Raw genomic sequence first — 26,770 nt, forward strand, 5'->3', positions numbered from 1 at the left:
TTCGAATCTGAGAAGCAGGAGAAGCAGGAGAGTTTGCGGCGGCAGCGTCAGCGGCCGAGTTTGGGGGAGAAGGTGCGGGCGACGAGCCGGGCCACGAGGTTGAGCAGCATCACGATCACGATCAGGGTGAGCGCCCCGGCCCAGGCCCGGTCGATGTACGCCTGCGAGTCGGCGCCCTGGCTGGCGTACTGGTTGTACACGAACACCGGCAGGGTCATCATCCGCTCGCTGAACAGGTCGTAGTTCATGCTGGCGGTGAAGCCGGCGACGATCAGCAGCGGCGCGGTCTCGCCGATCACCCGGGAGATCGAGATCATCACACCGGTGACGATGCCGGCCAGCGAGGTCGGCAGCACCACCTTGACGATGGTCAGCCACTTGGGCACGCCGAGCGCGTAGGCGGCCTCGCGCAGCTCGTTGGGCACCAGCTTGAGCATTTCCTCGCTCGAGCGCACCACCACCGGGATCATCAGCACCGACAACGCCACCGACCCGCCGAAACCGAAGCGGATGCCCGGGTCGTTGAACAGAAGCGAGAACAGCGCGTAGGCGAACAGGCCGGCCACGATCGAGGGGATTCCCGTCATCACGTCGACGAAGAAGGTGATGCCGCGAGCCAGCCGGCCGCGGCCGTACTCGGTGAGGTAGATGGCCGTGAGCAGGCCGATCGGCACCGAGATGAGGGTGGCCAGGCCGGTGACGAACAGGGTGCCGACGATGGCGTGCAGGGCCCCGCCGCCAGCGCCGACGACGTTGCGCTGGGACTCGGTGAAGAAGGTGGGGGTGAGGAACGCGGGCAGGCCGTTGACGATGGTCGTGCCGATCAGGGAGATCAACGGGATCAGCGCCACGACGAACGCGATGGTGACCAGGGCGGTGACCAGGCGGTCCCTGGCCCTGCGGGCGCCCTCCACAAAGTAGGAGAACAGGAACAGGGCGATGCAGTACAGCACGGTGCCGAAGAACAGCGTGCCCGCCCAGTTGAAGGTCTCCGTGGCGCCGGAGAGGAAGATCACCGCGAAAAGAGCACCCACCACGATCCAGCTGGCGGCGAGCACCATCATGGGGGAGTGCTTGGGCAGTTTGCCGGCGGTGAGGGAGTTCGTGACGGGAGACGAGATTGTCATGGTGCTCATCAATTCGCTCCTGAGAAGGCCTTGCGGCGGTTGATGATCACGCGCGCGATCATGTTGACGATCAGCGTGATGACGAAGAGCACGAGGCCGGTGGCCAGCAGGATGTTGACCCCCACGCCGTGCGCCTCGGGGAAGTTCAGCGCGATGTTGGCCGCGATGGTGTTGGAGTTCTGCGAGGTGAGCAACTGGAAGATCACCTCGGGGTTGGGGGAGAGCACCATGGCCACTGCCATGGTCTCGCCGAGCGCGCGGCCCAGGCCGAGCATGGCGGCGGAGATGATTCCGGCGCGGCCGAACGGCAGCACGGCCATGGTGATCATTTCCCAGCGGGTGGCGCCGAGGGCCAGTGAGGCTTCCTCGTAGAGCACCGGGGTCTGCAGGAAGATCTCGCGGCAGATGGCGGTGATGATCGGCAGCACCATCACGGCGAGCACGATGGCCACGGTGAGGATGGTGCGGCCGGTACCGGAGACGGGGCCGGCGAACAGCGGGATCCAGCCAAACCACTCAACGAGGTTGGCGTAGAACGGCTGCACCATCGGGGCAAGCACCCCGATGCCCCAGAGCCCGAAGACCACGGAGGGAACTGCCGCGAGCAAGTCGATGAGGTAGCCCAGACCCTGCGCGAGTTTGCGCGGGGCGTAGTGCGAGATGAACAGGGCCACCGCGATGGCGACGGGTACGGCCATCAGCAGGGCCAGGAAGGCCGACCAGACCGTGCCGAAGGCCAGCGGGGCCACATAGGACCAGAAATTACTGAAGTCGCCCTTGAAGGCGTCAGCCGGCGCCACGAAGGCGGGGATGCTCTGCACGAACAGGAACAAGGCCACGGCGGCCAGCACGGCCAGGATCAGGCTGCCTGCTACCACCGTTGCGGTGGAGAAGATGCGGTCGCCCGGTCGTTCCTTGGCCTTGATCGCAATACGGTCAACTGCGGTCGTCATTCCGAGCGTCTCCCTGGAGGGGGTTGGTGTTCCGGTAAGGGTGGATCTTGAGCCGGACCCCACGCCTCAGTGTGCCCGACAGGGCGACCGCGTGCAACGCGGTCGCCCTGCCGGGCGGTGTCACTGAAGCTGGAAGCCCAGCGGATGTTTAGTTACTTGACGGTCTCGAGGACGGCGGCAACCTTGGACTGCAGGTCAGCTGACAGCGGTGCGGCGCCGGCGGAAGCCGCAGCCTCGGCCTGGCCGTCTTCGCTGGCCATGTAGCTGACGTACTCCTTGACGAGGGTGCCCTGTTCGGCATCCGCGTACTCGGTGCAGACCAGCGCGTAGCTCACCAGAACCAGCGGGTAGTGCGTCGGGTCGGTGGTGAGGCGGTCGAGCTTGATCGCCAGGTCGTTGTCGGCGCGGCCTTCGACGAGCGGCGAACCGTCGACGACTGCTGCGGCGGCCTCGGCCGTGTACTCGACGAACTCGTCGCCGACCTTGATCTTGGCGACACCGAGGTCACCGGCGCGGGACGCGTCGGCGTAGCCGATGGTGCCGGTGCCGTTGGTGACGGCGTCGACGACACCGGAGGTGCCCTGGGCGCCTTCACCGGTGGCGTACGGGAACGGGTCGGCCGGCTTCTCGGTCCACACGTCGGGGGCAGCCTGGAAGAGGTAGTCGGCGAAGTTCTTGGTGGTACCGGAGTCGTCCGAACGGTGCACGGCGGTGATCGCGGTGGCCGGCAGGTCGGCGTCGGCGTTCAGCGCGACGATGGCCGGGTCGTTCCAGGTGGTGATGGCGCCGGTGAAGATCTTGGCGAGCGTGTCGGCATCCATGTTGAGGTCGGTGACGCCCTCGACGTTGAAGATGACGGCGATCGGGGAGATGTAGACCGGCAGGTCGACAGCCGTGGTGCCGGGGGCGCAGGCGGCGAACTCGCCGGCCAGCTCCTCATCGCTCAGGTAGGAGTCCGAACCGGCGAAGCTGGTGCCGCCGGCGATGAAGGTCTCGCGACCGGCGCCGGAGCCCGACGGGTCGTAGTTGATGGTGACGTCCGGGTTGGCCGTCTGGAAAGCGGAGATCCACGCTTCCTGGGCTGAGCCCTGCGAGGAGGCGCCCGCGGCGTTGAGCGTGCCGGTGAGGGTGCTCTCGGCGGCATCGTCGGTTGCCGTGCTGCCGGCTTCGTTCGATGCGCAGGAGGAGAGAACCAGGGCTGCGGCAATAGCAATGACCGCGGGGCGGCCATAACGCATGAAATTCACAAGGATCCTTTTCAGGTCGAATACAGGGAATGCGATCACAGGAGAATCCTGCGAACTTCGGGCCGGTGCTGGCCCTCGGTAGACGCTAATCCGTGTGGTTAACGACACTCCCCCTACTTGGTGAACGGCAGGTAAACGACATCCGTCCAGTCGGCCTCGCGCGGGGACACGACAGCGCCCGCAGTCCAGGTCGGATCTGCGGGCGCCGGCGGAGAAAAGGCCTAGAGGCGCGGCGGGTGGGTCTCGATGGCGAGGATACCCGCGCTCGGGTTGTCACTGGAGAGGTGCACAACCGTGAAACCGCTGGGCGCGAGCGCGGCAGCGCTGGAGAGCTGCTGGGTCATCGGCGAACCCGTGGCCAGGGCGATCTCCCGCAGGATGTCGGGCAGCACCGGGCCGTGGCTGCACAGCACGGCCGTCTTGCGGGCGCGGATGCGTTTGCCCACGTTGTGGCGCACATCGGAGGTGCCCTGCTCCCAGGCATCCTGGCTGATCAGGTCGGTGCGCTTGAACGGCACCCCGGTCGCCGCTGACAGCGGCGCCACGGTGGTCACGCAGCGGGTGGCGGTGCTGGTGAAGATGCGCTGCGGATGCCAGGCGCTGACCGTGGGGACGAGGGCGGCGGCCTGAGTGACCCCGCGTTCGCTGAGCGGGCGGGTGGCGTCGGGGCCGGACCAGTCGTGCGGGGCCGTGGCCTTGGCATGGCGCAGCGCGATGATCGCGAAGGTGCTCGTGATGCCCATCGCCACCAGCCGGGCGAACGCGTCGATGATCTCCACGTCCGGGGCGTAGCTGAGGTAGGTCCTGGCCTTCTTGATGGTCACCCATTCCAGGGCGGCCACCTCGCCGTTCGGCACGAACGTGGAGCGCAGGATGTGCTCTGGGAGCACCTCGGCGGCCCAGTAGTGCACGATCTTGGCCTTGCCGTTCGGCATCGGGTACTCGGAGACGCCGAGCGGCACGCCGAGCGCGATGGCCAGCCCGGTTTCCTCTTCGATTTCCCGCACGGCCGTGACCGGCAGCGTTTCGCCGGGGTCGACCTTGCCCTTGGGGATGGTGATGTCGCCGTGCACCGTGCGGTGGATCAGCAGCACGTGCATTCGGCCGTCGATGAGGCGCCAGCAGACTGCGCCGGCCGCGTATACGGCGCCCGGGTCGCTCATCGGCGGCTCACCGGGCGCTTCCGCTGCCCGATCTGCTGCATCAACCGGTTCTGCATGTCGTCCAACGGCTTGCCGGCGGCATCCTGGTGGTGGCGGGTCCATTCGCCGTTCTCGTCGAGCCACCACGACGAGGTGCGCTCGTCCATGGCTCGGGTGAAGAGGGCATCGACCTCGGTGAGGTGCCGGGGGTCGACGAGGCGCACCAGCGCTTCCACCCGGCGGTCCAGGTTGCGGTGCATCATGTCGGCGCTGCCGATGAAGACCTGCGTTTCGCCCAGGGTGTGGAAGCTGAAGATCCGCGAGTGCTCGAGGTAGCGGCCCAGGATCGAGCGCACCCGGATGTTCTCGCTCATGCCGGGCACGCCGGGCTTGAGGCTGCAGATACCGCGCACCCACACGTCCACCGGCACGCCGGCCTGGCTGGCCCGGTAGAGAGCGTCGATGATGTCTTCGTCCACCATCGAGTTCACCTTGATACGGATGCCGGCGGGCTTGCCGGCCAGCGCGTTGGCGGTCTCGTCGGCGATGCGCTTGATCAGCGCCTTGCGCAGGTGGAGCGGGGCCACCAGCAGTCGCTTGAACTTCTTCTCGATGGCGTAGCCGGAGAGCTCGTTGAACAGCCGGGTGAGGTCCTTGCCGACCTGGTCATCCGCGGTGAGCAGGCCCATGTCTTCGTAGATCCGGCTGGTCTTGGGGTTGTAGTTGCCGGTGCCGATGTGGCTGTAGTGACGCAACACGCCCTTCTCGTAGCGCACCACGAGGGCGAGCTTGCAGTGCGTCTTCAGGCCGACCAGGCCGTAGACCACGTGCACGCCGGCCTTCTCGAGCTTGCGCGCCCAGGAGATGTTGGCCTGCTCGTCGAAGCGGGCCTTGATCTCCACCAGGGCGAGAACCTGCTTGCCCGATTCCGCGGCGGCGATGAGGGCCTCCACGATGGGGCTGTCGCCGGAGGTGCGGTACAGGGTCTGCTTGATGGCCAGCACGTTCGGGTCCGCTGCGGCCTGCTCGAGGAACGCCTGCACGCTGGTCGCGAAGGATTCGTAGGGGTGGTGCAGAAGGATGTCGCCGCGGCTGATGGCGCGGAAGATGTCGGGTTCGTCGTTGGGTTCGCCGGTGAGCAACTGCGCGGCCGTGGTGGGCACGTGCTTGACGTAGTGCAGGTCGGGTCGGTCGATGCGAAGGTCGAACAGGCCGCCGAGGTCCAGCGGCGCGGGCAGACGGTAGACCTCCTGGTCGGTGACGTCGAGCTCGCGCACGAGCAGGCCCAGGGTCACCTCGTCCATGTCCTCAGTGACCTCGAGGCGGATGGGCGGGCCGAACCGGCGCCGCAGCAGTTCCTTTTCGAGGGCCTTGATCAGGTTCTCGGTGTCGTCCTCTTCGATGACGACGTCTTCGTTGCGGGTGACCCTGAACACGTGGTGTTCGAGGATGTCCATGCCGGGGAAGAGGTCTTCGAGGTGGTTGGCGATGAGGTCTTCGAGGGTGATGAAGCGCACCTTGTCGACGGACTCGGTGCGGTCGACCCGCACGAAGCGCGGCAGCATCGAGGGCACCTTGAGCCTGGCGAATTCCTGCTTGCCGGTTTTGGAGCTGTGCAACCGCACGGCCAGGTTCAGCGACAGCCCGGAGATGTACGGGAACGGGTGCGCCGGGTCAACGGCCAGCGGCATCAGCACGGGGAAGATCTGGTTGGAGAAGTACCCGCGCAGCGACCGGCGGTCCACGTCGCTCAGGCTGTCCCAGGTGACGATGTCCACGCCATGTTCGGCCAGGGCCGGGCGCACCAGCTCCTGGAACGCGTGCGCGTGCCGGTCCTGCAGAACGTGCGCGGCGGCGGCGATGTCGGAGAGCACATCCTGCGGGGCGCGGCCCACATTGGTCGGCACGGCCAGTCCGGTGAGGATGCGGCGTTTGAGGCCGGCGACCCTCACCATGAAGAACTCGTCGAGGTTGTTGGCGAAGATGGCCAGGAAGTTCGCCCGTTCGAGCACCGGCAGGGCCGGGTCCTCGGCGAGTTCGAGTACTCGCTGGTTGAACGCCAGCCAGCTCAGCTCGCGGTCGAGGTAGCGCTCGCTCGGTAGGGCCGGATCGTTTTTGCCGATCTGGGGGTCAAAATCATCGTCAAGTTCGCTTTCGAGACCTGACGTGCCTGGGATGTTATCGCCGTCCATCTGTCCATCTTGACACCCGGCGCCGAGCGGGCGCGACGCCTACGGTGAACGGAACGTTAACGAGGCCAGCGGTGGTACTGCACATCCACCGTGCGATCGACGAATCCGAGGCTGCGGTACAACCGTACCGGCGTGGTGCTTTCGGCTTCGACGTAGAGCTCGACGGCGGTGCAGCCGCGCTCGCGCAGGCGGGCCAGGCCGGCCAGCATCAGGGCGCGGCCGAGGCCGAGGCCGGCGGCATCCGGGTGCACGCCGAGCACGTAGATCTCGCCGAGGTGGGCGCCGGGTTCGATCTTGAGCCAGTTGTAGCCGACGATGCGGCCGGGCCCGGCGGTGGCGTCGGCCGCGGTCTCGCGGGCCAGTAGCAGATCGCCGGCGTCGAACCAGGGTTCGGCCTGCCGGGCGGCCAGGTCGGCCTCGGTGAGACTGCCCTGTTCCGGATGCGTCGCGAAAACCAGCGCGTTCAGGCGCACCCAGTCGGCAGCGTCCGCGGCACGGAACGGGGCGATCTCCACCCCGTCGGGCAGGGCGGGGGCGGCCGCGGTGTCGGAGTCGGTGAGTGGTCGCTCCAACTGCAGCAGGGTGCGGTCGGCGCTGAATCCGAACCGGTCGGCCAGCGCGCGGGCGCCGGGGTGGTCGCCGTGTGCCCAGGCCCGCAGGTCGCCGGACATGCCGCCCTCGTCCTCGAACAGACGGCGGAGCGCCGCGGTACCGTGGCCGCGCCGACGGTAGCGCGGATGCACGACGAGGTCGATCTCACCGCGGCCGAAGATCGCCGCGCCGACGGCGTCTTCACCCTCGAGCAGCAGCTGCGGGCTGCGCCGGCCGGACGAGGCGTCGAGCAGGGCCTGCTCATTGAACGGGCGGTGGCCATCCGTGTGCGCGCTCGCGTCGGCCACATCGTGGAACCGGGCCGCGAAGGCGACGTCGGAGAGGTCAGGAGCCGACAGAGTGAACGACACGTTCGCCATCTTCTTCGTAGACGTTGAACCGGTAGCCCACGTTGCGCACCGTGCCGATCAGGGATTCCTGGTCGCCGAGCTTGGCGCGCAGGCGCCGCACGTGCACGTCGACGGTGCGGGTGCCGCCGAAGTAGTCGTAGCCCCAGACCTCGCTGAGTAGCTGTTCGCGGGTGAACACCCGGGACGGGTGCGCGGCGAGGAAGCGCAGCAGCTCGAACTCCTTATAGGTGAGGTCGAGGGGTTTGCCGTGCACCTTGGCGGAGTAGCTGGCCTCGTCGATGACGACGCCGGCGGCGCGGATGGTGGGGGAGGGTTCGTTGTGCGGGGTGCGGCCGGCGGCGAGGCGGATGCGGGCGTCGACCTCGGCGGGGCCGGCCGTGTTGAGCACCACGTCGTCGACGCCCCAGTCCGGGCTGACCGCGGTGAGGCCGCCCTCGGTGATCACCAGGAGCAGCGGTACGCTGCTTCCCGTGGTGCGCAGGATCTGGCACAGCGACTTGGCGGCCATCAGATTGGACCGGGCGTCGACCAGGATCAGGTCGGAATCGGGCGCGGTGATGAGCTGATCCGGCTGGGCCGGGATGAGTCGTGTGCTGTGTGAGAGCAACGCCAGGGCCGGGAGAACTTCGTCGTTCACCGCCGAGGTCAGGATCAACAGCTGCGCCACGCAGGTCCTCCAAGTATCTTGCGACTCATCCTAGCGTGCCACGGAAAGAGACTCGGGCGTGCACAATGGGACAGTGAGCTGGAAGCGTTTGAGTGTAGTGATGATTTGGCTGGTCGCCGTCGTGGGCGCGGTGCTGACCGGCGTGCTGGTCGCCCCCGAGAATCGGCTCGTCTGGATCAGCCTGTCCCTGGCCGGCTGCACCATCCTCACCCTCGCCGCCCAGCTGTCCACCGGGCAGAAGGAGGGCTATGTGCACAGGGTCATCCTCAGCCTGGTCGGCTCAGTGCTGATTCTGGGCGCCGCGACCGGGCTGTTCGCCCTGCTCGGCCTCGTATAACTCTTCGGCTCACCTGGCGGCTTCGGGCCGGTCAGCGGCTAGAGTTGGGGCATGTCAATCCTCGCACTCGAAATCCTGTTCCTGGGCCTCCTCGGGCTGGCGAGCCTGTCGATCGCATGGGTCTCCGGCATGGTGCTGTTCAAGCTGTTCCGGGGCCAGCGGTAACCGAAGGTGTACGAACTCCCGGTCGGCCTGCCGTCCGAACTCGTTCCTTTGTCGTGGTTGATCGGCGTCTGGGAGGGGTCGGGGATCCTCGACTACACCGTCGACGGCGAGAAGGTCACCCGTGAGTTCGGCCACCGGATCAGCTTCAGCCACGACGGCCTGCCGCACCTGAACTACAGCTCCTACACCTGGCTCGAGCCCGAGCCGGTCGGTGCGGATGTTGCCGGCCCTGCCCCAGAGGCCGGAGCGCCGATCCCGCTGATGACCGAGACCGGCTACTGGCGGCTCAGCCGCCCTCAGCAGCCTGGCGACCCCGGGCCTGGCCTGCTGCCCGGTGCCGGACCGGCGCCGTTCCAGACCGCCGAGGCCGTCGAAACTCTGCGCAACGCCGACGGCGGCTTCGACATCGAGGTGGCCCTCGTGCATCCGGGCGGCGTCGCCGAACTGTACCTGGGCCAGGTGAAGGGTCCGCGCATCGACCTGTCCACGGATGCGGTACTGCGCACCAGCGGCTCCAAGCCCTACGCAGCCGCCACCCGGTTGTACGGCCTCGTCGACAGCCACCTGCTCTGGGCGTGGGACATCGCCGCGCTCGGCCAGGACCTGCGCACGCACGCGTCCGGCCGGCTCAGCCGCGCGTCCTGACCGATTCACTCACCCGCACGATCGGGCGCACCCGGCTGAGCCCGAACACGCCGGCGCCGGCCGTGACGACTGTCACGGCGATCAGCAGCACGTAGAACAGCACCGAGCCGTACCCGGTCGCCGGGTTCAGGAACGGGTACGGCACCCAGCCGTCCGTCGCGCCGCGCACCAGCACGACCGCGCACCACAGCACCGGATAGACCAGCACCGCCCACAGGCGGCGCCACGGAAGCGGGTCGCGGTCGGCCACCAGCGCCCAATCGAGCAGGCAGTACACCGGGAAGACCACGTGCAGCACGGTGTTGGCCCAGGGCAGCTCGACACCGCCGGCCAGGCCCACGAGCAGGGTGTTGTAGACCAGGCCGACAACGATCATGTAGGCCGTGGTCGCCGCCCGGGCAAGGACGAGCCAGGCCGGCACCGCCCGGCCCAGCAGCACCAGCACCGCTGTGGCGGCCAGCGCGGCCGCTGCCAGGAGGTTGGACTGGATGGTGAAGAACCCGAAGAAGTTGAACGGGTTGATGGTGGCCCGAGACGCCGTGGAGAGGAATGTGGCGGCGACGGCGATCAGGGTCAGTGCCGCGGCACCGAGGCGGAGCGCGGCGATCGAAGGGGCGGGAAGACGCATCGGTGGCTCCTTGCCGGGTGACGGCCGGGACATGAGGGGGAATACCGGGGACCGCTCAGACCGTTGAGCTAGCATATGGGCCGGAGTTCCCGGCTGTCGACAGCGCTCAGGCGGTCTCGCCGGCAGCATACCCGGAGCATTCACCGAAGGAGAGCCCGATGACCACCACCGCCGAACCGTTCGCACCCGCCACAGGGTCGCCGCTGCTTGAACTCGACGGCGCCGTGCAGGCCGATGGCATCGACTCCGGTGTGGCCGCCCACTACGGCAGCCCGAACGCCGAACAGCGCAAGCTCTTGGCCGGTACCGCCGTGGTCGACCTGTCCCACCGCGGGGTGCTGTCCATTGCCGGCCCCGACCGGCTGACCTGGCTCAACTCGATGTCCAGCCAGGAGCTGCGCGGGCTTACCCCCGGCCAGTCCACCGAGACGCTGCTGCTCGACCCCGCCGGCCGCCTCGAATACGCCATCGCCCTCGTCGACGACGGTGTCGAGAGCTGGCTGCTCGTCGAGGCCGCCGAGCTGCCAGGCCTGCAGACCTGGCTCGACCGGATGCGCTTCAGCCTGCGCGTGCAGGTCGTGGACCACACCCTCGCCTACGCCACCATCGGGACCATGGCCGCCGACCCGGCTGCGGTGGCCCTCACTCCCGCGAGCCCGAACGGGGTGCCGCTGGTCTGGACCGACCCGTGGGCCGAGGTGGCGCCCGGCGGCTGGCAGTACGCCGCGGAAACCTCCCACCCCGGCGCAACCTGGCACTGGCAGGAAGTCCTGATCCCGCGGTCGGCGCTTCCCGCGCTTCGCGACACCGTGGCCGCCGGCACCGTCTCGGCCGCCGGGCTCCTGGCCCTCGAAGCGCTGCGCATCGCCGCCTGGCGCCCCCGTGGCGCGCTGGACGCCGACGACCGCACCATCCCGCACGAACTGGACTGGCTGCGCACCGCCGTGCACCTGAACAAGGGCTGCTACCGCGGCCAGGAGACCATCGCCAAGGTACACAACCTCGGCCACCCGCCGCGCCGGCTGGTGCTGTTGCACCTGGACGGCTCCGACTCCGTCCTGCCGGCGCACGGCGACGAGGTGCAGGGTGACCGGTTCATCGCCGGCGGCGAGCCCGAGCGACGCACTGTGGGCAGCATCACCTCCAGCGCGATCCACTACGAGCTGGGGCCGATCGCCCTCGCGGTGGTCAAGCGCACGGTGCCGGGCTCGGTGACGCTGCACGTGCTGTCGCAGGGCCTCTCGATCACCGCCAGCCAGGAGGTCATCGTGCCCGAATCGGCCGGTTCCGTCGCGGAGATCCCGCGGTTGCCGCGGCTGGGCGTGCGGGCTCCGCGCGGCTGAACCGCTCTCATCCGGCGGGACTTTCGTCACGTCAGCCAGTGCGGCGTGTCCCCACGCGCCTCGCTAGAGTTGGAGTATGTCTGCTCCTTATACCCTCATCCTCCTCCGCCACGGCAACAGCACCTGGAACCAGCAAAACCTCTTCACCGGTTGGGTGGATGTGCGTCTGAGCGACCAGGGCCGGGCCGAAGCGCTGCGCGCCGGCGAGCTGCTGGCCGAGTCCGGCCTGCTGCCGGACATCCTGCACACCTCGCGCCTCACCCGCGCGATCCAGACCGCCGACATCGCCCTCGAAGAGGCCGACCGTCTGTGGATCGACGTCAAGCGCTCCTGGCGCCTCAACGAGCGTCACTACGGTGCCCTGCAGGGCCTGGACAAGGCCGAGACCCTGGCCAAGTACGGCCCCGAGCAGTTCCAGACCTGGCGCCGCTCGTTCGACGTGCCGCCGCCCCTGCTCGACGACTCCTCCGAGTGGTCCCAGGCCGGCGACGCCCGCTACGCAGACCTCGGCGACGACGTGCCCCGCACCGAGAGCCTCAAGGACGTCATCGCCCGGATGCTGCCCTACTGGGAGTCCGACATCGCCGCTGACCTCCGCACCGGCAAGACCGTGCTCGTCACGGCGCACGGCAACTCGCTGCGCGCCCTGGTCAAGCACCTCGACGGCATCTCCGACGCCGACATCGCCGAGCTGAACATCCCCACCGGCATCCCGCTGGTCTACCGCCTCGACGAAGACCTCAAGCCCATCGGAGCGGGCGAGTACCTCGACCCCGCCGCTGCCGCTGCCGGCGCCGCCGCCGTCGCCGCGCAGGGCAAGAAGTAACCCCAGCACCACAAGAAAAGCCCCCGTCACCGACGGGGGCTTTTTCGTTGATCGAGCTTACCTTTCGTTGATCGAGCTTGTCGAGATCCCGTGAGAGGTCTCGACAAGCTCGACCAGCGACGGCGTCGTGCTTCTACGCCTCGGAGGGTGCCGGCTGCTGCCAGTCGCCGGTGCCCAGGTACTGCACCTTCTTGGCGATCGACACCGCGTGGTCGGCGAAGCGCTCGTGGTAACGGCTGGCGAGGGTGGCGTCGACGGTGTCGGCGGCCTGACCCTTCCAGGTTTCCCCGAGCACGGCGTCGAAGACGCTCAGGTGCAGCGCGTCCACCTTGTCGTCCTCATTGCGGATGGCCTCGGCCAGCGCCATGTCCTCGGTGGTGAGCAGCTCGGCGAGCATGTTGGCGATCTTCACGTCGAGGGCGCCCATCTCGGCGAACGTCGGGCGCAGGCTCTTGGGGATCACCTTGTCGGGGAACCGGTACCGGGCCAGCTGGGAGATGTGGGTGGACATGTCACCCATCCGCTCCAGGGAGGCGCTGATCCGCAGGGCGCTGACGACGATGCGCAGGTCGCGGGCGACCGGCTGCTGCCGGGCGAGGATGGTGATGGCCAGCTCATCGAGCTGCACGGTGAGCTCGTCGATCTTGTCGTCGTCGGCGATGACCTCTTCGGCCAGCGCCACGTCGGACTTGTTGAAAGCCTTGGTGGCCTTCTCAATGGAGATGGCCACGAGGCGCGCAATCTCGGCGAGACGGTCCTGCACCTCGGCGAGCTCTTGCTGAAATACTTCACGCATGTATCTGTGGTCCTTCCTGGTCGCGCCAAAGCGCGCGAACGCATGAGACCCGCCTGGCCCCCGGCCAATAGTGGCGAACGCAGGTTAACAGCAGGTGCCGTGCGACTGAACAGTTACCAAAGTAGCGTGTGCCCACCCTTGCCGTCGCGATTGACCCGTGCCAGAGTCACTAATCTGGTCAAATGGAATCATCCTGGCTTGTGTTGCTGTCCCTGGCACTGGGCCTCACCGTCGGCGCCGGGTTCGTGACCCTGCTCTATGTAGCGGAGCGTCACGGCAAACGGGCCGCCGAGGTGGTCAACCCCGCGGTTCCGGACGGCATCGACCAGGTCCTCGACGCCCTGGAGAGCGCCGGGGTGGTGCTCGACCCGTCGAACAACGTGATCAAGTCCTCACCCGGGGCGCTGAGCATGGGACTGGTGGTCAACCAGCAGCTCATCCACCCTGAACTGCTTGACCTGGCCCGCGGCGTCCGTCGCACCGGCGAAGCCGTCTCGGAGGACCTGGTGCTCTCGCGCGGTCCGTTCGGTGACGCGAGCATGCACCTGCGGGTGCGGTTGGCCCGGCTGGGCTCCCGGTACGTGCTGCTGCTGGCCGAGGACCGCACGGAGGCGTTCCGGCTCGACGAGGTGCGGCGGGACTTCGTCGCCAACATCAGCCACGAACTGAAAACCCCGATCGCCGCCGTCGGGCTGCTCGCCGAGGCGCTCGGCCATGCGGCCGACGAGCCCGTGCAGGTGCGACGTTTCGCCGACCGGCTCACCACGGAGGCCGGCCGGCTGGCCCGGCTCACCCAGGAGATCATCGAACTGTCCAGGCTGCAGGCCCAGGACGCCCTCCGGCAGCCGGAGCTGCTCGAGATCGACGACATCGTGGCCGCCGGCATCGACCAGAACCGGGTCGTGGCGGATGCCGACCGGATCACCATCGCGGTGGGCAAGAAGTCCCGCGCGCAGGTGTACGGCGACGAACGGCTGCTCGTGATGGCCGTGCACAACCTGGTCGCCAACGCCGTGCACTATTCGTCGCCGGGGTCCCGGGTCGGTGTCGGGGCACGCGTCACCGACGGTGTGATCGAGATCACCGTCACCGACCAGGGTGTCGGCATCCCGGAGAGCGACCTGGACCGGATCTTCGAAAGGTTCTTCCGCGTCGACCAGGCCAGGTCCCGCAACACCGGCGGAACCGGACTTGGCCTGTCCATCGTCAAGCACGTCGTGCAGATCCACGGCGGCGACATCCGGGTCTGGTCCCAGCCCGGCCACGGCTCGACCTTCACCATTCGCCTGCCAGAGGCGACCCACCCCGCGCCAGCGGCGACAGGAGACACCCCATGACCCGAATCCTTCTAGTTGAAGACGAGCAGGCGCTGAGCGAGCCGCTGAGCTTCCTGCTCGAACGGGAAGGCTACGAGGTGACCGTGGCGGAGGACGGCCCGAGCGCCCTGGCCGAGTTCGACAAGGCCGGCGCCGACCTGGTGCTGCTGGACCTCATGCTTCCCGGCATCCCCGGCACCGAGGTGTGCCGGGAGATCCGCACCCGCTCCTCGGTGCCGATCATCATGCTCACGGCCAAGGACTCCGAGGTCGATATCGTCGTGGGACTTGAGCTGGGCGCAGACGACTACGTCACCAAGCCGTACTCCACCCGGGAGCTGCTCGCGCGCATCCGCGCCGTGTCGCGCCGGCACGCCGACCCCGCCGAAGAGGATGACGGCGTCCTCACCGCCGGCACCGTGCGGATGGACATCGAACGGCACACAGTGTCGGTCTCCGGCGCCGTGGTGAACATGCCGCTGAAGGAATTCGAGTTGCTCGAGTTCCTGTTGCGCAACGCCGGCCGGGTGCTCACCCGCGGACAGCTGATCGACCGGGTCTGGGGCACCGACTACTTCGGCGACACCAAGACCCTTGACGTGCACATCAAGCGCATCCGCTCCCGCATCGAGGCGACACCGTCCGAGCCCACCATGCTCGTCACCGTGCGTGGACTGGGCTACCGCTTCGAGGCCTGACCCGCCCGGCGGCGGGCATCCGCCCCCGGAGACGCAAAAAATGCCCCGCGGCTTTCGCTCGCGGGGCATTTTTGCGCGGTGTCGCGGACCGGTTACGGTGCCGTGGTGGCTTCCGGGGTCGCCGTGGGCGACGGGGTCTCGCCGGCGGGTTCCGTGGGTACGACGGTGGGCACCGGTGCCGGGGTCGGCACCAGGGTGGAGTATTCCGCCAGCGTGCCGTCGAGCACGGGAACGAGCAGTTCGATGCCGGTGAGGTCGCCGTACTGGAAGAACACCGGGAACAGCGACCCGGCCGAGGCATTCAGGCTCTCCACGGCGAGCAATTCGCCGCCGGGCAGGCCGATCTCGGTGGTGGAATTCGCGTCGATGGTCACGGTCTTGTCGACCTTCTCGTCGACACCCTCGTACTGCACCAGCAGGTCGATGTCTTCGTCGCCGCCGTTGACAACGTGCACCACGAGGTTCGCGTTCTCGCCGTCGTCGGTGATCAGCATCGCGTTGCGGATAGCCAGGTCGCCGAGGTTGCCGCTGACGCCGTCGCTGGCGTCATATTGGATGGTCGTCGCCTGAGGGGCGAACAGATTGCATCCGCTGGTGCCCAACAGGATGCCGGCCGCCACAACGACGGTTGCCATGGTTCGCGCTCTCACAAGACCTCCACAAGAGTTCAGCGTTCAGCCGAAGTGGCGTGAACGCTGCAGATTTCCGTTGAGTTTACCTTACGGAACCCACCCGCCACGGCGCGGCCGGATCGACCGCCAATACGACCACCGGAGGCTGGCGGGGAGGGGTGGTATCATAGACGTTGCTGAAGGGATATCAATACATGTTATTTGAAGTCGGCGAAACAGTCGTTTATCCCCACCACGGCGCTGCGACCATCACCGAGGTGAAAACTCGCATCATCAAGGGTGAAGAAAAACTGTATTTGAAGCTCAACGTCACCCAGGGAGACCTCACCATCGAGGTGCCCGCCGAGAACGTCGATCTTGTCGGAGTGCGCGACGTGATCGGTCAAGACGGTCTCGACAAGGTGTTCGAAGTCCTGCGCGCCCCGTTCACCGAGGAACCGACCAACTGGTCACGCCGGTACAAGGCCAACCTTGAGAAGTTGGCCAGCGGCGATGTCATCAAGGTGTCAGAGGTCGTGCGCGACCTGTGGCGCCGGGATCAGGACCGCGGCCTGTCGGCCGGGGAGAAGCGGATGCTCGCGAAGGCGCGGCAAATCCTCATCTCCGAATTGGCCCTGGCCGAGAAAACCGACGAGGACCAGGCTTCAACGGTGCTCGACGAGGTGCTCGCCTCGTAGTATTTCCTGTTCGTACGACAGGCGGCGCCCAGCGGTGCCGCCTTTCGCACGTTCTACGCCGGGGTCCCACCCCGGACCGCCCACTTCCACCAGCGCATCACTGCGCCCCACCAGATAGCCTCCAGACATGCCTGAAATCCCGGTTCCCGCCGTCGCGGTCCTCGTTGTCGCCGCCGGCAGCGGCAGCCGGCTCGGCCTTGACCAGCCCAAGGCGTTCGTGCCGCTTCACGGCCGCGCCATCCTCGAACACGCCCTCAGCGGGGTGTTCGGCCTGGCCGAACCCGCCCAGGTGATCGTGGTGGCCCCCGAGGCCCAGCTCGCCGAGGCCAGGGTCATCGCCGACCGGGTCGCCGGCAGCGCCGCCGGGTATGTCGACGTCGTCGCCGGCGGGGACACCCGGCAGGCCTCCGTGGCCAGGGGCCTCGCCCGGGTGCGGGCCGGCGTCGCCGTGGTGCTCGTGCACGACGCCGCCAGGGCGCTCACCCCGGCTGCCCTGATCGACGCGGTGGTGGCCGCCGTGCGTGCGACCGGCCACGGCATTGTGCCCGGCCTGCCCGTGGTCGACACCATCAAGAGCGTCGACGCAAATGCCACCATCCTGGGCACCGTCGACCGGTCCCTGCTGAGCGCTGTGCAGACACCGCAGGGTTTTCCCCGCGCCATGCTCGACGCCGCATTCGCCTGGGCCGCCACCCTGCCGGCCACGGATGCCGCGGCGCGGGACCTCACCGACGATGCAGCCCTCGTCGCGGCGGCCGGTAACACCGTCACCGTCATCCCCGGCGACCCGCTGGCCTTCAAGGTGACCACGGCGTGGGACCTGCGCCGCGCCGAACTGCTGCTCGGGGCGCACGCCCAGACGCCGGCATCCGCCGCCCCGCGGGTGGGCACAGGCCTGGACGTGCACGCCTTCGACGACACCAGCGCGCTCTGGCTGGCGGGCCTGCACTGGCCGGGGGAGCGGGGCCTGTCCGGGCACAGCGACGGAGACGCCGCCGTGCACGCCATCTGCGACGCCCTGCTTGCCGCCGCCGGCCTGGGCGACATCGGCCAGGTCTTCGGTACCGCCGACCCGCGGCTCACCGACGCGCACGGCGAGGTGTTCCTCGCCGAGACCCTGCGCCTGGTGACCGAGGCCGGATACCACGTCGGCAACGTCACCGTGCAGATCATCGGCAACCGGCCCAAGCTCGCCCCACGACGGGCCGAAGCCCAGGAACTGCTCACCGGCATCCTGGGCGCGCCGGTGTCGGTGTCGGCGACCACCACCGACCTGCTGGGCTTCACCGGGCGCGGCGAGGGCATCGCCGCACTGGCCACCGCAATCATCTACCCGAGCATCCGAGCGACCCTCGCCTAAACTGAACCAGTGAGCATGCGACTATACGACTCGAAGGCCCAGGCCCTTCGCGATTTCCTGCCGATCGTTCCGGGCCAGGTGGGAATCTACGTCTGCGGACCCACCGTGCAGTCGTCCCCTCACATCGGTCACCTGCGCAGCGCCCTGGTCTACGACCAGCTGCGCCGCTGGCTCAGCTACCGCGGCAACGACGTCACCTTCGTCCGCAACGTCACCGACATCGACGACAAGATCCTGCTGAATGCCCAGGGCACCACCGAGCAGTGGTGGGCGCTGGCCTACCGCTACGAACTGGAATTCACCGCGGGCTACCAGAAGCTCGGCATCCTGGCCCCCACCTACGAGCCGCGCGCGACGGCGAGCGTGCAGGAGATGCAGGACATCATCGGCCGGCTCGTCGATGCCGGCCATGCCTACCCGGCCGCCGACGATTCCGGCGACGTGTATTTCGACACCCAGAGCTGGCCCGCCTACGGCGAACTCACCCGGCAGAATCCCGACAACATGGAGGCGGCCGCCGACGCCGACCCACGCGGCAAGCGTGACGGACGCGACTTCGCCCTCTGGAAGGGCCACAAGGAGGGTGAGCCCTCCTCGGCCGCCTGGGCGTCCCCGTGGGGTGCAGGCCGGCCCGGCTGGCACATCGAGTGCTCCGCCATGTCGGCCCGCTACCTCGGCCCGCACTTCGACATCCACGGCGGCGGCCTCGACCTGCGCTTCCCGCATCACGAGAACGAGCTGGCCCAGTCCACTGCGGCCGGCGACGCCTTCGCCAACTACTGGGTGCACAACGGCCTGGTCAACACCAACGGCCAGAAGATGTCCAAGTCGCTGGGCAACTCGGTCTACGCCGCCGAACTGCTCGATCAGGCCCGCCCCATCGTGGTGCGCTACTACCTCGGTGCCGCGCACTACCGCTCCACCCTCGACTTCCACGAGGGGTCCCTCGCCGAGGCCGAGGCCGCCCTCGAACGCATCGAGAGCTTCCTCGACCGTGCCGACCGGCGCCTGGCCGACACCCGCTTCGCCGGCTCCGGCGTCGAGATCGTGCCGGATGACTTCGCCACGGCCATGGACGACGACCTCGCGGTGCCGCAGGCGCTCGGTGTGCTGCACGACACCGTGCGCGCCGGCAACGCGGCCCTCGACGCCGAAGACCTGCACGCGGCCGCGGCCGCGCGCGGCCAGGTGCTCGCCATGAGCGAGGTCCTCGGCATCAACCCCCTGTCGCCCGGCTGGGCCGTTGCGACAGACGAACCCGCCATGGTGGCCCTCACCGCCCTCGTCGAGCGCCTTCTCGACGACCGCGAGACCGCCAGGCAGAGCCGCGACTACGCGGCCGCAGACCGTATCCGGGACGAGCTCGTCGCCGCCGGCATAACCATCGAAGACACCCCGTCGGGTGCACATTGGAGTTTTGACTGATGAAGAACACAGATCGCAAATCGCGCACCGGCGCGGTACGCAAGGGCAGCAGGGGGCCGCAGGTCGGCTCCGGCGGCCAGGGCCGTCAGGCTCTCGAGGGCAAGAAGCCCACCCCCAAGGCCGAAGACCGTCCGTACCACCCCGCCGGCAAGGCCAAGGCCGCCAAGGACCGCTTCGCCGCGGCCGGCGGCGGTCGCAGCCGCGCACCCGGAGGCTCCGGCTCCGGCGCCCCGCGGTCGGGCCGCAGCACCGGCACCGGCAACACCGGCGGCGGCGGTTCGTCGACCCGCAAGGCCAAGTCGGATGCCGAGTTCGAGGTCGTCACCGGCCGCAACTCGGTGCTCGAGGCGCTGCGCGCCAAGATCCCCGCGTCGGCGCTGTACGTGGCCACGCGCATCGAGATGGATGACCGGGTCAAGGAAGTCCTCAAGCTCGCCACGACCCGCAACATCCCGGTGCTCGAGGTCATGCGCCCCGAGATCGACCGGCTCTCGGGCAAGGACGCCGTGCACCAGGGCCTCGCGCTCAAGGTGCCCGCGTACGAGTATGCGCACCCGATCGAGCTACTCGACCTCACCATCAGCCGCGGCCACAAGCCGCTGTTCGTGGCCCTGGACGGCATCACGGACCCGCGCAACCTCGGTGCGATCATCCGCTCCACCGCCGCGTTCGGCGGCCACGGCGTCATCGTGCCGCAGCGTCGCTCGGTTGGCGTCACCGCGTCGGCCTGGAAGACCTCGGCCGGAGCCGCGGCCCGTCTGCCCGTCGCCATGGCACCGAACCTCACCCAGACGCTCAAGGCGCTCAAGGAGCGCGGCATGCTCGTGATCGGCCTCGACGGCGGCGGCGACACCGAGCTGCCCGAGCTCGGCATCGGCTATGCCGAGCGGCCCATCGTCGTGGTGGTCGGCAGCGAGGGCAAGGGCCTGTCCCGCCTCGTCACCGAGACCTGCGACGCCATCGTGTCGATCCCGATCAACGCGAACACCGAGTCGCTGAACGCCGGAATCGCCGCCGGCGTCACGCTGTACGAGATCTCCAAGCTGCGCGCCACGGCGGCGGCTGCGAAGGCGGCCACCAAGGCGGCCGCGCAGGCCTAGTCGCCCGCCCTGCACCTGGAAACGGCGCAGATCATCCCGCTGGGGTGGTCTGCGCCGTTTCTGGTTGGTGCCGGTGCGCAACCTCACCGCTCGCGACGACTGACCTCAAGTGGCTTCTCGCGAAACGGGGTGTCCGCGAGAGGGCAGTTGGGGCTAGTTCTGCGAGCTCTGACTGGCCCGAAGTGGCTTCTCGCGTAACGGGGTGTTCGCGAGAGGGCAGTTAGGGCCAGTTGAGCAGGCCGTGACTGGCCTCAAGTGGCTTCTCGGCGCATCCAGCTCTCACGAGAACGCACAAAATGCCCCTTCAGCGCGGCTGAAGGGGCATTGTGGCGCAACTCGCGAGGAGGCAGCGGTGCGGGACTAGACGTTCAGGCGCCAGTCGTCGGCGTCGACCTCGTCGTCGGCCGTGAGGCCTTCTTCTTCGAGGTCGGGCAGGCTGATCGGCGTGGTGGGCGGGTCGATCACGGTGGCCTCGTCGCGGCGGTGCCGCAGCACATCCTGAACGTAGGAGGTGACGGCCTCGGCGAGGGGGATGTCCCGGTTCGCGTTCTGCGCCATGTACCAGCGGTGGTCGAGCAGCTGGTGGAACACCTCGGCCGGTTCGAGCTTGCCCTTGAGCTCGCGCGGGATGGCCCGCACGACCGGCTCGAACACCCGCACCAGCCACTCGTGCGCCATCATCTCCTCGTCGGCGTCCGGGTTGCCGTAGGCGACCCCGTAGGAGTCCAGGTCGTTGAGCAGTCGACGAGCCTGGTTCTCCTCCGCGTCGAGCCCGGTCAGGCGCAGCAGCCGGCGCTGGTGGTGGCCCGCGTCAACAACCTTGGGCTGGATGCGCACGGTCGTGCCGTTCTCGTCGGTCTTGATCGCGAGTTCCTCGATGTCGAACCCGAGGTGGTTGAGGCGTTCGACGCGTTCGGTGATGCGCCAGCGCTCACTGCTCGCGAACGACTCGGAGCCGGTGAGTTCCTTCCACAGCAGCCGGTAGGCCGCGACGATGCCGTTGCTCACGTTGATCGGGTCAAGCTCGTCGGCGACGCGACCGCCGGCCTCGAGGTCCATCAGCTCGCCGGCGATGTTCACTCGGGCGATCTCCAGGTCGTTCTCGCGCTGGCCGTTGGACAGGCCGCCCGGGTAGAGCTGCCCGGTCTCGGCGTCGACGAGGTACGCGGCGAAGGCTCCGGCGTCGCGGCGGAAGAGCGTGTTCGACAGCGACACGTCGCCCCAGAACAGGCCGACCATGTGCACCCGCACAAGCAGCAGGGCCAGGGCGTCGACCAGGCGGGTGGCGGTGTCGGGGCGCAGGGCCTGGGAATACAGGGCCCGGTAGGGAAGCGAGAACTTGAGGTGCCGGGTCACCAGCACCGAGTTGAGCGGGTCGCCGTCTTCGTCGGTGCGGTTGGTGATCACGGCGAGCGGTTCCACGCAGGGGATCTCCAGGCCTTGCAGCGTGCGGAGCATCTCGTACTCCCGCTTGGCCATCTCGCTGGTGGTCTCCTTGATGGCGACAACCCGGCCGCTCAGGTGCGCGAAGCGCACGAGGTGGCGGGAGAGGCCCTTGGGCAGGGAGGCGATGTTCTCGTTCGGCCACGCGTCCAGCGGCACGTTCCAGGGAAGATCGAGCAGGGCCGGGTCGGCCGTTGCGGACGTGATGTTGAGAGAACCGCTCATGAGGAGCCTAACTATCGGGAAGGCCCGGCAGGGCCGCAAGCCGCCGCGGCCGGAATCGGCGCGGTGGCGTGGAAACGACGCCGGAGGGCATCCGGGCGCCGATATGACAAACTCGACCGCCGAAACTGCCGGCGGTCGAGTTTGTCGATCAGTGCTTAGTCGGTGACGGCGCCGCCGAGACGAGCGCCGGACTCGGCGTTGAACACGTGCAGGTGGTTCGGCGTTGCCATCAGGTAGACGGTGTCGCCTGCGGACGGGTGCGAGCGACCATCGACGCGGGCGACGATGTCGGTGCGCTTGCCCTCGACCGTGGAGTGGCCGTACAGGTAGCCGTCGGCGCCGAGCTCCTCGACCAGGTCGACCTCAACCGCGAGGCCTTCGCCCTGCGCGGTCGACAGCTGGATGTCTTCGGGACGAACGCCGATGGTGACCTTGGGGCCCTGGGCGCCGGACATCGTCTCGCGGGACACGGGGATGGTTGCGCTACCGAACTTCACGCCACCGTCGACGGCGTCGGCCAGGAACAGGTTCATGGCCGGGCTGCCGATGAAGCCGGCAACGAAGACGTTGTTCGGCTTGGCGTACAGGTCGCGCGGGGTGCCGACCTGCTGCAGGACGCCATCCTTGAGCACGGCGATACGGTCACCCATGGTGAGCGCCTCGGTCTGGTCGTGGGTGACGTAAACGGTGGTGACGCCCAGGCGACGCTGCAGCGACGCGATCTGGGTGCGGGTCTGCACGCGCAGCTTGGCGTCGAGGTTCGACAGCGGCTCGTCCATGAGGAACACCTGGGGCTGACGCACGATGGCGCGACCCATGGCAACACGCTGACGCTGACCACCGGAGAGGGCCTTCGGCTTGCGGCTGAGGTAGGGCTCGAGGTCGAGCAGCTTGGCGGCCTCGAGCACGCGGGCGGCGCGCTCGTCCTTGTTGACGCCGGCGATCTTGAGCGCGAAGCCCATGTTCTCGGCGACGGTCATGTGCGGGTACAGCGCGTAGTTCTGGAAGACCATGGCGATGTCACGGTCCTTCGGGGGAACGTCGGTGACGTTGCGCTCACCGATGAAGATGTCGCCGTCGTTGACCTCTTCGAGGCCGGCGAGCATGCGCAGCGAGGTGGACTTTCCACAGCCGGACGGACCGACGAGGACGAGGAATTCACCATCGGCGACCGAGAGGTCGAGGTGATCGACTGCCGGGCGGGTGGAGCCCGGGTACAGACGGGTGGCCTTGTCAAAGGTTACTGAAGCCATTATTTCGTTATTCTCCTTCACCGGCAGGTACGTGCCGGACGATCCGTTGTGATGGGATTTGTGTGTCCGGCTGACGTAGCACCAGCGCAAGACCTTTCTAGTATGGCATGCCCGGGATGCGTGTCCGCTGAATTCGTCACCCAGGATGCGCCGCCGGGTCCGGTGTGCCGGCCGTGAGAGCACGGTGAGGTGCCGGTTGGTTATTTCCCAGACTGGGGACCTACTATTTGAAAGTGCTCACGCGCACATCCGCGGGCGCAACCCCCTTCAACTCGGAGCGATCATCCATGACAACTGGCGGCCCAGGCGACTCACGTCCCTCGAAGAATCAGCGTCGCGACGCCGCGCGCACGAAGGCCGCACAGATCCGGGTGGAGCAGAAGAAGCGCGACCGCCGCAACCGGGTTTTCCTGCAGGGCGGCATCGCTGTCGCCGCCATCGCTGTGGTAACGGCCATCGTCCTGATCATCGTCAACTCCGTGCAGCCGGCCGGCCCAGGCCCGCGAAACATGGCCAGCGACGGGCTCCTCATCGGCGAGGGACTGACCGCAGTGACCACCCCGGCGTTGCAGCCGGGTGCCGAGCTGGTGCCGTCCACCCCTGACCCCACCGGCGCAGTCCCCGACATCCGGGTGTACGTCGACTACCTGTGCCCGTTCTGCGGCACGTTCGAGACCACAAACGCCGAGCAGATCTCGCAGTGGGTCGACTCCGGCGCCGCGACCGTCGAGGTTCATCCGATTTCCATTTTGACCAGCAAATCCGCGGGTACCCAGTATTCGCTGCGGGCAGCGAACGCTGCCGCGTGCGTGGCGGATTCCTCGCCGGACGACTTCCTGGCCTTCAACTCGGCGCTCTTCGAGGCGCAGCCCGTCGAGGGCACGGCCGGGTTGAGCGACGAGGACCTCAAGGACATCGTGAAGAGCTCCGGCGTGTCGGAGAACCTGTCCACGATCAACGACTGCATCGACGAGACCACGTTCAAGTCCTGGGTGCAGGATGCCACGGACCGGGCGCTGAGCGGACCCATCCCCAACTCGACCTCCCTTGAGGCGATCACGGGAACCCCGACGGTTCTCGTGAACGGCAAGCAGTACGTGGGCGCCCTGGACGACCCCAAGGAATTCGCGGCCTTCGTGCTGCAGGCGGCGAGCGAGGCGTACTCCACCGCGACGCCCACACCCACCGCCACGCCCACCGAGACCCCGGCCGGATAGCCGGTCGTTTCCCGCTCGATGCCGGCCGCACGCGCGAATGCGTCGGCATCTGGTCGCCGGGTGATTTAGGATGAATGCTCGAGGCGGTTCGATTGCCTCATGCCGGCCTGGCGCAATTGGTAGCGCACCACTCTTGTAAAGTGGGGGTTACGGGTTCAAGTCCCGTGGCCGGCCCCACATTTTTGGCGCCCCGCACGCCAGGCCTCGGGTTACGATGACCGCGTACCGGCCAGCCGCAGTGCCGGAGGAATCGAGGATTCCCATGTTCACCCTGCACCTCGAACTCTCCATCGGGGACTACGACGCGTGGAAGAGCATGAGGCCGGGGGATGCCCTGACGCGGGATCCGCGCGCTCTGCTCTTCGAAACCGTGGAAGACATCACCCTGTGACGGAACCTCGACCGGGTGGCGAGTTCCTGGCCGACCCGACGCTCATCTCCGCGGCCGATGAGGTGCATCTGACCCGGGCACTGGAGATGGCCCGTCGCTCCCGCACGAACGGCAATCACCCGTTCGGCGCCATCCTCGTTGCCGGTGACGGCGCCGTCATCGAAAGCCAGAACACCGTCGTCACGACGGGTGATCCGACCGGGCACGCCGAGACCAACCTCGTGCGCCTCGCGGCCGCTCGGCTGTCCGCCGACGAACGGCGCTCGAGCACCCTGTACACCAGCACCGAACCGTGTGTCATGTGCTCCGGTGCCATCTACTGGGCCGGGATCGGCCGGGTGGTCTACGCGTTGCCCGAACAGATGCTGGGGCAGATGGTGCCGGAACAGGGCGGGGAACCCACGCTGGACCTGCCCTGCCGGGAGGTGTTCGCCCGCGGCGGCAACACCGTGCACGTCGCCGGCCCTGCGCTCATCGCCGAAGCGGTCGCCGTGCACGCGGGATTCTGGGACGCCGCGCCCTGACCGCAGGATTCAGTCCGTCGCGGGGCTGATCGACGGGAGGGCGCCGCTCACCCGCCGGCCCGGCGGCTCGGGCAACCGACCGGTGACGACGTGCGCGACGACCACAGCCACGATCACCAGCGGCATCACGGCGATCGCGTCGCTGCTGAGCAGCACCGTGGCCAGCAGCACGCTGGTCAGCGGCAGGCGCAGCATCGACACGCACATCGCTCCGATGCCCACGCCCACCGCCGGCACCAAAGCCATCCCCGGCAGGTGTGAGGCCGCCACCCCCAGGGCGGCGCCGATGAACATCGCCGGGAAGACCGGGCCGCCCCGGAACGCGCTGAGCGAGAGTCCGTAGGCCAGCGCCTTACACAGCACCAGCAGCAGCAGGGCGCCGACCGGCCACGCTGCGCCGCCGGAGATGAGCGCGGGTAACGCCGACTGACCCGAGAAGAGCACCTCGGTGGTGTCCTCCCCGGTCACCAGCGCGAACAGCACGGCCAGTCCCGCAATCAACAGGCCGAGCACGGGCGTCACGAGGAGCCGGTGAGCGTGCACAAACGGCCGCACGATGCGGGCGAGGGCCCGGATGCCCCAGGCGACCAGCGGGCATCCGGCCCCGAGCCCGAGAGCCCAGAGAAACATGGCCAGGGTGGGTGTGGAGAACGCCGGCAGGTTGGGGAGGGCGAGGGAGAAGGTGCCCAGGCCGGTCCATGAGTCCAGGCCGACGAAGACGAGGGAGCCGATCCCGGCCGCGAGCAGTCCAGGCAACAGGCCCACCCCGAGCATCGCGCCGGCCAGCCCCGATGCCTCCATCAGCAGGAACGCACCGAGCAGGGGCGAGCCGAGCAGGGTGCTCACGGCGGCGAAGCTGCCGGCGGAGGCGATCACCGCGATGGCCGTCGGCGGCGAGTCCTTCTTGATCAGCAGCAGAGCGAGGGCGCCCAGGCCGCCGCCCAGGGCGATCAGCGGTGCCTCGGGGCCGAGCACGGCGCCCAGGGCCAGGGTGGCCAGGGCGGCGAGGACCACTCCGGGCAGTTCCCGGGGCGCTGGGAACCCGCCCGCCTTGAAACCCTCCGAGGGCGGATGGCCGCTGGTGCCCGGCAGCCGCTGGATGCTCAGCGCCACCAGAAGCCCTGCGAGGGCGAGCAGTGGGAATGGCCACCAGAGCGGCACGCTGGCGAAGCCGAGCACGCCGGGCAACTCGGTGAACAGGTACGCCTGCAGCCAGTCCACCAGCGCCAGGAAGCCGTAAGCGGCGATCGAGACCGGCACCCCGATCAGCCCGGCCAGGAGGAGGATCCGGAGGTAGCCGCGAGAACGGATTACCGCCAGTGGGTCGGCCGCGCTCGGTGGCGCTGCCGGCGGATCGGGGTGGGCGGGCATGTCGCGATCCTCCTCGGTCGGGGCGGGCGTGGCGGAGTCCCAGCCCACGCTGGCCCGGTCGGGTCACCTGCGCAAGGCCGGTGCCGCGCACCGCCAATGGGGGATGGT

The 26,770-nt window shown here is 68.3% G+C and carries 26 protein-coding genes and 1 tRNA gene; 14 read left to right on the forward strand and 13 right to left on the reverse strand.

The genetic code is table 11. The features are described from left to right. Nucleotides 1–47: 47 nt before the first annotated feature. The 7 genes from pstA to E3T61_RS00615 form a co-directional block, all read right to left on the reverse strand. Complete coding sequence (gene pstA, locus E3T61_RS00585; protein WP_134638988.1) at nucleotides 48–1,136, reverse strand: phosphate ABC transporter permease PstA; 1,089 nt, start codon at nucleotides 1,134–1,136, stop codon at nucleotides 48–50. Next, on the reverse strand, nucleotides 1,136–2,080 hold the full coding sequence (pstC, locus tag E3T61_RS00590) for a phosphate ABC transporter permease subunit PstC (RefSeq protein WP_134638989.1): 945 nt from the start codon (nucleotides 2,078–2,080) through the stop codon (nucleotides 1,136–1,138). The genes pstA and pstC overlap by 1 nt, the downstream gene beginning before the upstream one ends. Before the next feature lie 152 nt (nucleotides 2,081–2,232). Continuing rightward, a complete protein-coding gene (pstS, locus tag E3T61_RS00595; RefSeq protein ID WP_420898454.1) occupies nucleotides 2,233–3,327 on the reverse strand; it encodes a phosphate ABC transporter substrate-binding protein PstS in 1,095 nt (364 codons plus the stop codon). 221 nt (nucleotides 3,328–3,548) lie between these two features. After that, entirely contained in the window at nucleotides 3,549–4,490 is a 942-nt protein-coding gene (locus E3T61_RS00600) for an NUDIX hydrolase (protein WP_134638990.1), read from the reverse strand. Next, nucleotides 4,487–6,661 carry an RNA degradosome polyphosphate kinase gene (locus E3T61_RS00605; protein WP_134638991.1) on the reverse strand — a complete coding sequence of 725 codons (2,175 nt, stop codon included), beginning with the start codon at nucleotides 6,659–6,661 and terminating at the stop codon, nucleotides 4,487–4,489. The genes E3T61_RS00600 and E3T61_RS00605 overlap by 4 nt, the downstream gene beginning before the upstream one ends. A 56-nt stretch (nucleotides 6,662–6,717) precedes the next feature. Further along, nucleotides 6,718–7,623, reverse strand: a complete 906-nt coding sequence (gene mshD / locus E3T61_RS00610; protein WP_241992309.1) for a mycothiol synthase — start codon at nucleotides 7,621–7,623, stop codon at nucleotides 6,718–6,720. Further along, entirely contained in the window at nucleotides 7,598–8,290 is a 693-nt protein-coding gene (locus E3T61_RS00615; RefSeq protein ID WP_130177723.1) for a winged helix-turn-helix transcriptional regulator, read from the reverse strand. Before E3T61_RS00615 ends, mshD begins: the two co-directional genes overlap by 26 nt. 100 nt (nucleotides 8,291–8,390) lie before the next feature. Here E3T61_RS00615 and E3T61_RS00620 point away from each other — a divergent pair, with 100 nt between their 5' ends. Both E3T61_RS00620 and E3T61_RS00625 read left to right on the forward strand, forming a co-directional pair. Then, nucleotides 8,391–8,627 carry a hypothetical protein gene (locus E3T61_RS00620; protein ID WP_134638993.1) on the forward strand — a complete coding sequence of 79 codons (237 nt, stop codon included), beginning with the start codon at nucleotides 8,391–8,393 and terminating at the stop codon, nucleotides 8,625–8,627. A gap of 171 nt (nucleotides 8,628–8,798) precedes the next feature. Then, nucleotides 8,799–9,437 carry a heme-binding beta-barrel domain-containing protein gene (locus E3T61_RS00625; RefSeq protein WP_134638994.1) on the forward strand — a complete coding sequence of 213 codons (639 nt, stop codon included), beginning with the start codon at nucleotides 8,799–8,801 and terminating at the stop codon, nucleotides 9,435–9,437. On the opposite strand, the gene E3T61_RS00630 is transcribed toward E3T61_RS00625, so the two are convergent. Then, entirely contained in the window at nucleotides 9,421–10,065 is a 645-nt protein-coding gene (locus tag E3T61_RS00630) for a Pr6Pr family membrane protein (RefSeq protein ID WP_134638995.1), read from the reverse strand. The two genes, E3T61_RS00625 and E3T61_RS00630, sit on opposite strands and share 17 nt — an antisense overlap. 158 nt (nucleotides 10,066–10,223) lie before the next feature. On the opposite strand from E3T61_RS00630, the gene ygfZ reads away from it, so the two are divergent. Both ygfZ and E3T61_RS00640 read left to right on the forward strand, forming a co-directional pair. Next, complete coding sequence (ygfZ, locus tag E3T61_RS00635) at nucleotides 10,224–11,408, forward strand: CAF17-like 4Fe-4S cluster assembly/insertion protein YgfZ (RefSeq protein WP_134638996.1); 1,185 nt, start codon at nucleotides 10,224–10,226, stop codon at nucleotides 11,406–11,408. Between the two features lie 76 nt (nucleotides 11,409–11,484). Then, on the forward strand, nucleotides 11,485–12,234 hold the full coding sequence (locus tag E3T61_RS00640; RefSeq protein ID WP_130177719.1) for a phosphoglyceromutase: 750 nt from the start codon (nucleotides 11,485–11,487) through the stop codon (nucleotides 12,232–12,234). 133 nt (nucleotides 12,235–12,367) lie between these two features. On the opposite strand, the gene phoU is transcribed toward E3T61_RS00640, so the two are convergent. Further along, entirely contained in the window at nucleotides 12,368–13,030 is a 663-nt protein-coding gene (phoU, locus tag E3T61_RS00645) for a phosphate signaling complex protein PhoU (protein ID WP_134638997.1), read from the reverse strand. 182 nt (nucleotides 13,031–13,212) lie between these two features. On the opposite strand from phoU, the gene E3T61_RS00650 reads away from it, so the two are divergent. Both E3T61_RS00650 and E3T61_RS00655 read left to right on the forward strand, forming a co-directional pair. Next, entirely contained in the window at nucleotides 13,213–14,367 is a 1,155-nt protein-coding gene (locus E3T61_RS00650; protein ID WP_134638998.1) for a sensor histidine kinase, read from the forward strand. Then, entirely contained in the window at nucleotides 14,364–15,044 is a 681-nt protein-coding gene (locus tag E3T61_RS00655) for a response regulator transcription factor (RefSeq protein WP_134638999.1), read from the forward strand. The genes E3T61_RS00650 and E3T61_RS00655 overlap by 4 nt, the downstream gene beginning before the upstream one ends. Nucleotides 15,045–15,136: 92 nt before the next feature. On the opposite strand, the gene E3T61_RS00660 is transcribed toward E3T61_RS00655, so the two are convergent. Further along, the gene (locus tag E3T61_RS00660; RefSeq protein ID WP_134639000.1) at nucleotides 15,137–15,679 is read right to left on the reverse strand and encodes a hypothetical protein; all 543 of its coding nucleotides are present in this window, start codon (nucleotides 15,677–15,679) and stop codon (nucleotides 15,137–15,139) included. 191 nt (nucleotides 15,680–15,870) lie between these two features. Between E3T61_RS00660 and E3T61_RS00665 the strand changes: the two genes are divergently transcribed. From E3T61_RS00665 to rlmB, 4 genes are all read left to right on the forward strand, one after another. After that, the gene (locus tag E3T61_RS00665; RefSeq protein WP_130177714.1) at nucleotides 15,871–16,353 is read left to right on the forward strand and encodes a CarD family transcriptional regulator; all 483 of its coding nucleotides are present in this window, start codon (nucleotides 15,871–15,873) and stop codon (nucleotides 16,351–16,353) included. A gap of 127 nt (nucleotides 16,354–16,480) precedes the next feature. Beyond that, on the forward strand, nucleotides 16,481–17,713 hold the full coding sequence (gene ispD / locus E3T61_RS00670; protein ID WP_134639001.1) for a 2-C-methyl-D-erythritol 4-phosphate cytidylyltransferase: 1,233 nt from the start codon (nucleotides 16,481–16,483) through the stop codon (nucleotides 17,711–17,713). Between the two features lie 9 nt (nucleotides 17,714–17,722). Continuing rightward, nucleotides 17,723–19,138 carry a cysteine--tRNA ligase gene (gene cysS, locus E3T61_RS00675; RefSeq protein WP_134639002.1) on the forward strand — a complete coding sequence of 472 codons (1,416 nt, stop codon included), beginning with the start codon at nucleotides 17,723–17,725 and terminating at the stop codon, nucleotides 19,136–19,138. Further along, on the forward strand, nucleotides 19,138–20,238 hold the full coding sequence (gene rlmB, locus E3T61_RS00680) for a 23S rRNA (guanosine(2251)-2'-O)-methyltransferase RlmB (RefSeq protein WP_134639003.1): 1,101 nt from the start codon (nucleotides 19,138–19,140) through the stop codon (nucleotides 20,236–20,238). Before cysS ends, rlmB begins: the two co-directional genes overlap by 1 nt. A gap of 360 nt (nucleotides 20,239–20,598) precedes the next feature. Here rlmB and E3T61_RS00685 read toward each other — a convergent pair whose 3' ends face one another. Both E3T61_RS00685 and E3T61_RS00690 read right to left on the reverse strand, forming a co-directional pair. Next, on the reverse strand, nucleotides 20,599–21,906 hold the full coding sequence (locus tag E3T61_RS00685; protein WP_134639004.1) for a DUF4032 domain-containing protein: 1,308 nt from the start codon (nucleotides 21,904–21,906) through the stop codon (nucleotides 20,599–20,601). Between the two features lie 155 nt (nucleotides 21,907–22,061). After that, nucleotides 22,062–23,159 carry an ABC transporter ATP-binding protein gene (locus tag E3T61_RS00690; RefSeq protein WP_134639005.1) on the reverse strand — a complete coding sequence of 366 codons (1,098 nt, stop codon included), beginning with the start codon at nucleotides 23,157–23,159 and terminating at the stop codon, nucleotides 22,062–22,064. A gap of 287 nt (nucleotides 23,160–23,446) precedes the next feature. Here E3T61_RS00690 and E3T61_RS00695 point away from each other — a divergent pair, with 287 nt between their 5' ends. From E3T61_RS00695 to E3T61_RS00705, 4 genes are all read left to right on the forward strand, one after another. After that, complete coding sequence (locus E3T61_RS00695; protein WP_134639006.1) at nucleotides 23,447–24,376, forward strand: DsbA family protein; 930 nt, start codon at nucleotides 23,447–23,449, stop codon at nucleotides 24,374–24,376. Between the two features lie 101 nt (nucleotides 24,377–24,477). After that, nucleotides 24,478–24,553, forward strand: a tRNA-Thr gene (locus E3T61_RS00700). An 85-nt stretch (nucleotides 24,554–24,638) separates the two neighbouring features. After that, nucleotides 24,639–24,767, forward strand: coding sequence for a hypothetical protein (locus E3T61_RS22445; RefSeq protein ID WP_255455627.1), 129 nt, complete (start codon nucleotides 24,639–24,641; stop codon nucleotides 24,765–24,767). Continuing rightward, nucleotides 24,764–25,291 (forward strand): nucleoside deaminase, encoded by a 528-nt coding sequence (locus E3T61_RS00705; protein ID WP_241992310.1) that lies wholly within the window; start codon nucleotides 24,764–24,766, stop codon nucleotides 25,289–25,291. The genes E3T61_RS22445 and E3T61_RS00705 overlap by 4 nt, the downstream gene beginning before the upstream one ends. Before the next feature lie 9 nt (nucleotides 25,292–25,300). On the opposite strand, the gene E3T61_RS00710 is transcribed toward E3T61_RS00705, so the two are convergent. Then, on the reverse strand, nucleotides 25,301–26,662 hold the full coding sequence (locus E3T61_RS00710; protein WP_134639007.1) for a chloride channel protein: 1,362 nt from the start codon (nucleotides 26,660–26,662) through the stop codon (nucleotides 25,301–25,303). Nucleotides 26,663–26,770: the final 108 nt, after the last annotated feature.

It is taken from the genome of Cryobacterium lactosi (assembly GCF_004403945.1).
GTDB classification, from domain to species: domain Bacteria; phylum Actinomycetota; class Actinomycetes; order Actinomycetales; family Microbacteriaceae; genus Cryobacterium; species Cryobacterium lactosi.

What these genes read in the sequence shown, in the direction of transcription:
- pstC (WP_134638989.1), bottom strand. Translation starts at nt 2,080, where the DNA reads ATGACGACCGCAGTTGACCGTATTGCGATCAAGGCCAAGGAACGACCG.
- E3T61_RS00620 (WP_134638993.1), top strand. Translation starts at nt 8,391, where the DNA reads ATGATTTGGCTGGTCGCCGTCGTGGGCGCGGTGCTGACCGGCGTGCTG.
- E3T61_RS00600 (WP_134638990.1), bottom strand. Translation starts at nt 4,490, where the DNA reads ATGAGCGACCCGGGCGCCGTATACGCGGCCGGCGCAGTCTGCTGGCGC.
- E3T61_RS00685 (WP_134639004.1), bottom strand. Translation starts at nt 21,906, where the DNA reads ATGAGCGGTTCTCTCAACATCACGTCCGCAACGGCCGACCCGGCCCTG.
- E3T61_RS00695 (WP_134639006.1), top strand. Translation starts at nt 23,447, where the DNA reads ATGACAACTGGCGGCCCAGGCGACTCACGTCCCTCGAAGAATCAGCGT.
- E3T61_RS00605 (WP_134638991.1), bottom strand. Translation starts at nt 6,661, where the DNA reads ATGGACGGCGATAACATCCCAGGCACGTCAGGTCTCGAAAGCGAACTT.
- ygfZ (WP_134638996.1), top strand. Translation starts at nt 10,224, where the DNA reads ATGACCACCACCGCCGAACCGTTCGCACCCGCCACAGGGTCGCCGCTG.
- phoU (WP_134638997.1), bottom strand. Translation starts at nt 13,030, where the DNA reads ATGCGTGAAGTATTTCAGCAAGAGCTCGCCGAGGTGCAGGACCGTCTC.
- E3T61_RS00660 (WP_134639000.1), bottom strand. Translation starts at nt 15,679, where the DNA reads ATGGCAACCGTCGTTGTGGCGGCCGGCATCCTGTTGGGCACCAGCGGA.
- E3T61_RS00650 (WP_134638998.1), top strand. Translation starts at nt 13,213, where the DNA reads ATGGAATCATCCTGGCTTGTGTTGCTGTCCCTGGCACTGGGCCTCACC.
- E3T61_RS00640 (WP_130177719.1), top strand. Translation starts at nt 11,485, where the DNA reads ATGTCTGCTCCTTATACCCTCATCCTCCTCCGCCACGGCAACAGCACC.
- ispD (WP_134639001.1), top strand. Translation starts at nt 16,481, where the DNA reads ATGCCTGAAATCCCGGTTCCCGCCGTCGCGGTCCTCGTTGTCGCCGCC.
- E3T61_RS00630 (WP_134638995.1), bottom strand. Translation starts at nt 10,065, where the DNA reads ATGCGTCTTCCCGCCCCTTCGATCGCCGCGCTCCGCCTCGGTGCCGCG.
- E3T61_RS00655 (WP_134638999.1), top strand. Translation starts at nt 14,364, where the DNA reads ATGACCCGAATCCTTCTAGTTGAAGACGAGCAGGCGCTGAGCGAGCCG.
- rlmB (WP_134639003.1), top strand. Translation starts at nt 19,138, where the DNA reads ATGAAGAACACAGATCGCAAATCGCGCACCGGCGCGGTACGCAAGGGC.
- E3T61_RS22445 (WP_255455627.1), top strand. Translation starts at nt 24,639, where the DNA reads ATGTTCACCCTGCACCTCGAACTCTCCATCGGGGACTACGACGCGTGG.
- pstA (WP_134638988.1), bottom strand. Translation starts at nt 1,136, where the DNA reads ATGAGCACCATGACAATCTCGTCTCCCGTCACGAACTCCCTCACCGCC.
- E3T61_RS00710 (WP_134639007.1), bottom strand. Translation starts at nt 26,662, where the DNA reads ATGCCCGCCCACCCCGATCCGCCGGCAGCGCCACCGAGCGCGGCCGAC.
- E3T61_RS00665 (WP_130177714.1), top strand. Translation starts at nt 15,871, where the DNA reads ATGTTATTTGAAGTCGGCGAAACAGTCGTTTATCCCCACCACGGCGCT.
- E3T61_RS00690 (WP_134639005.1), bottom strand. Translation starts at nt 23,159, where the DNA reads ATGGCTTCAGTAACCTTTGACAAGGCCACCCGTCTGTACCCGGGCTCC.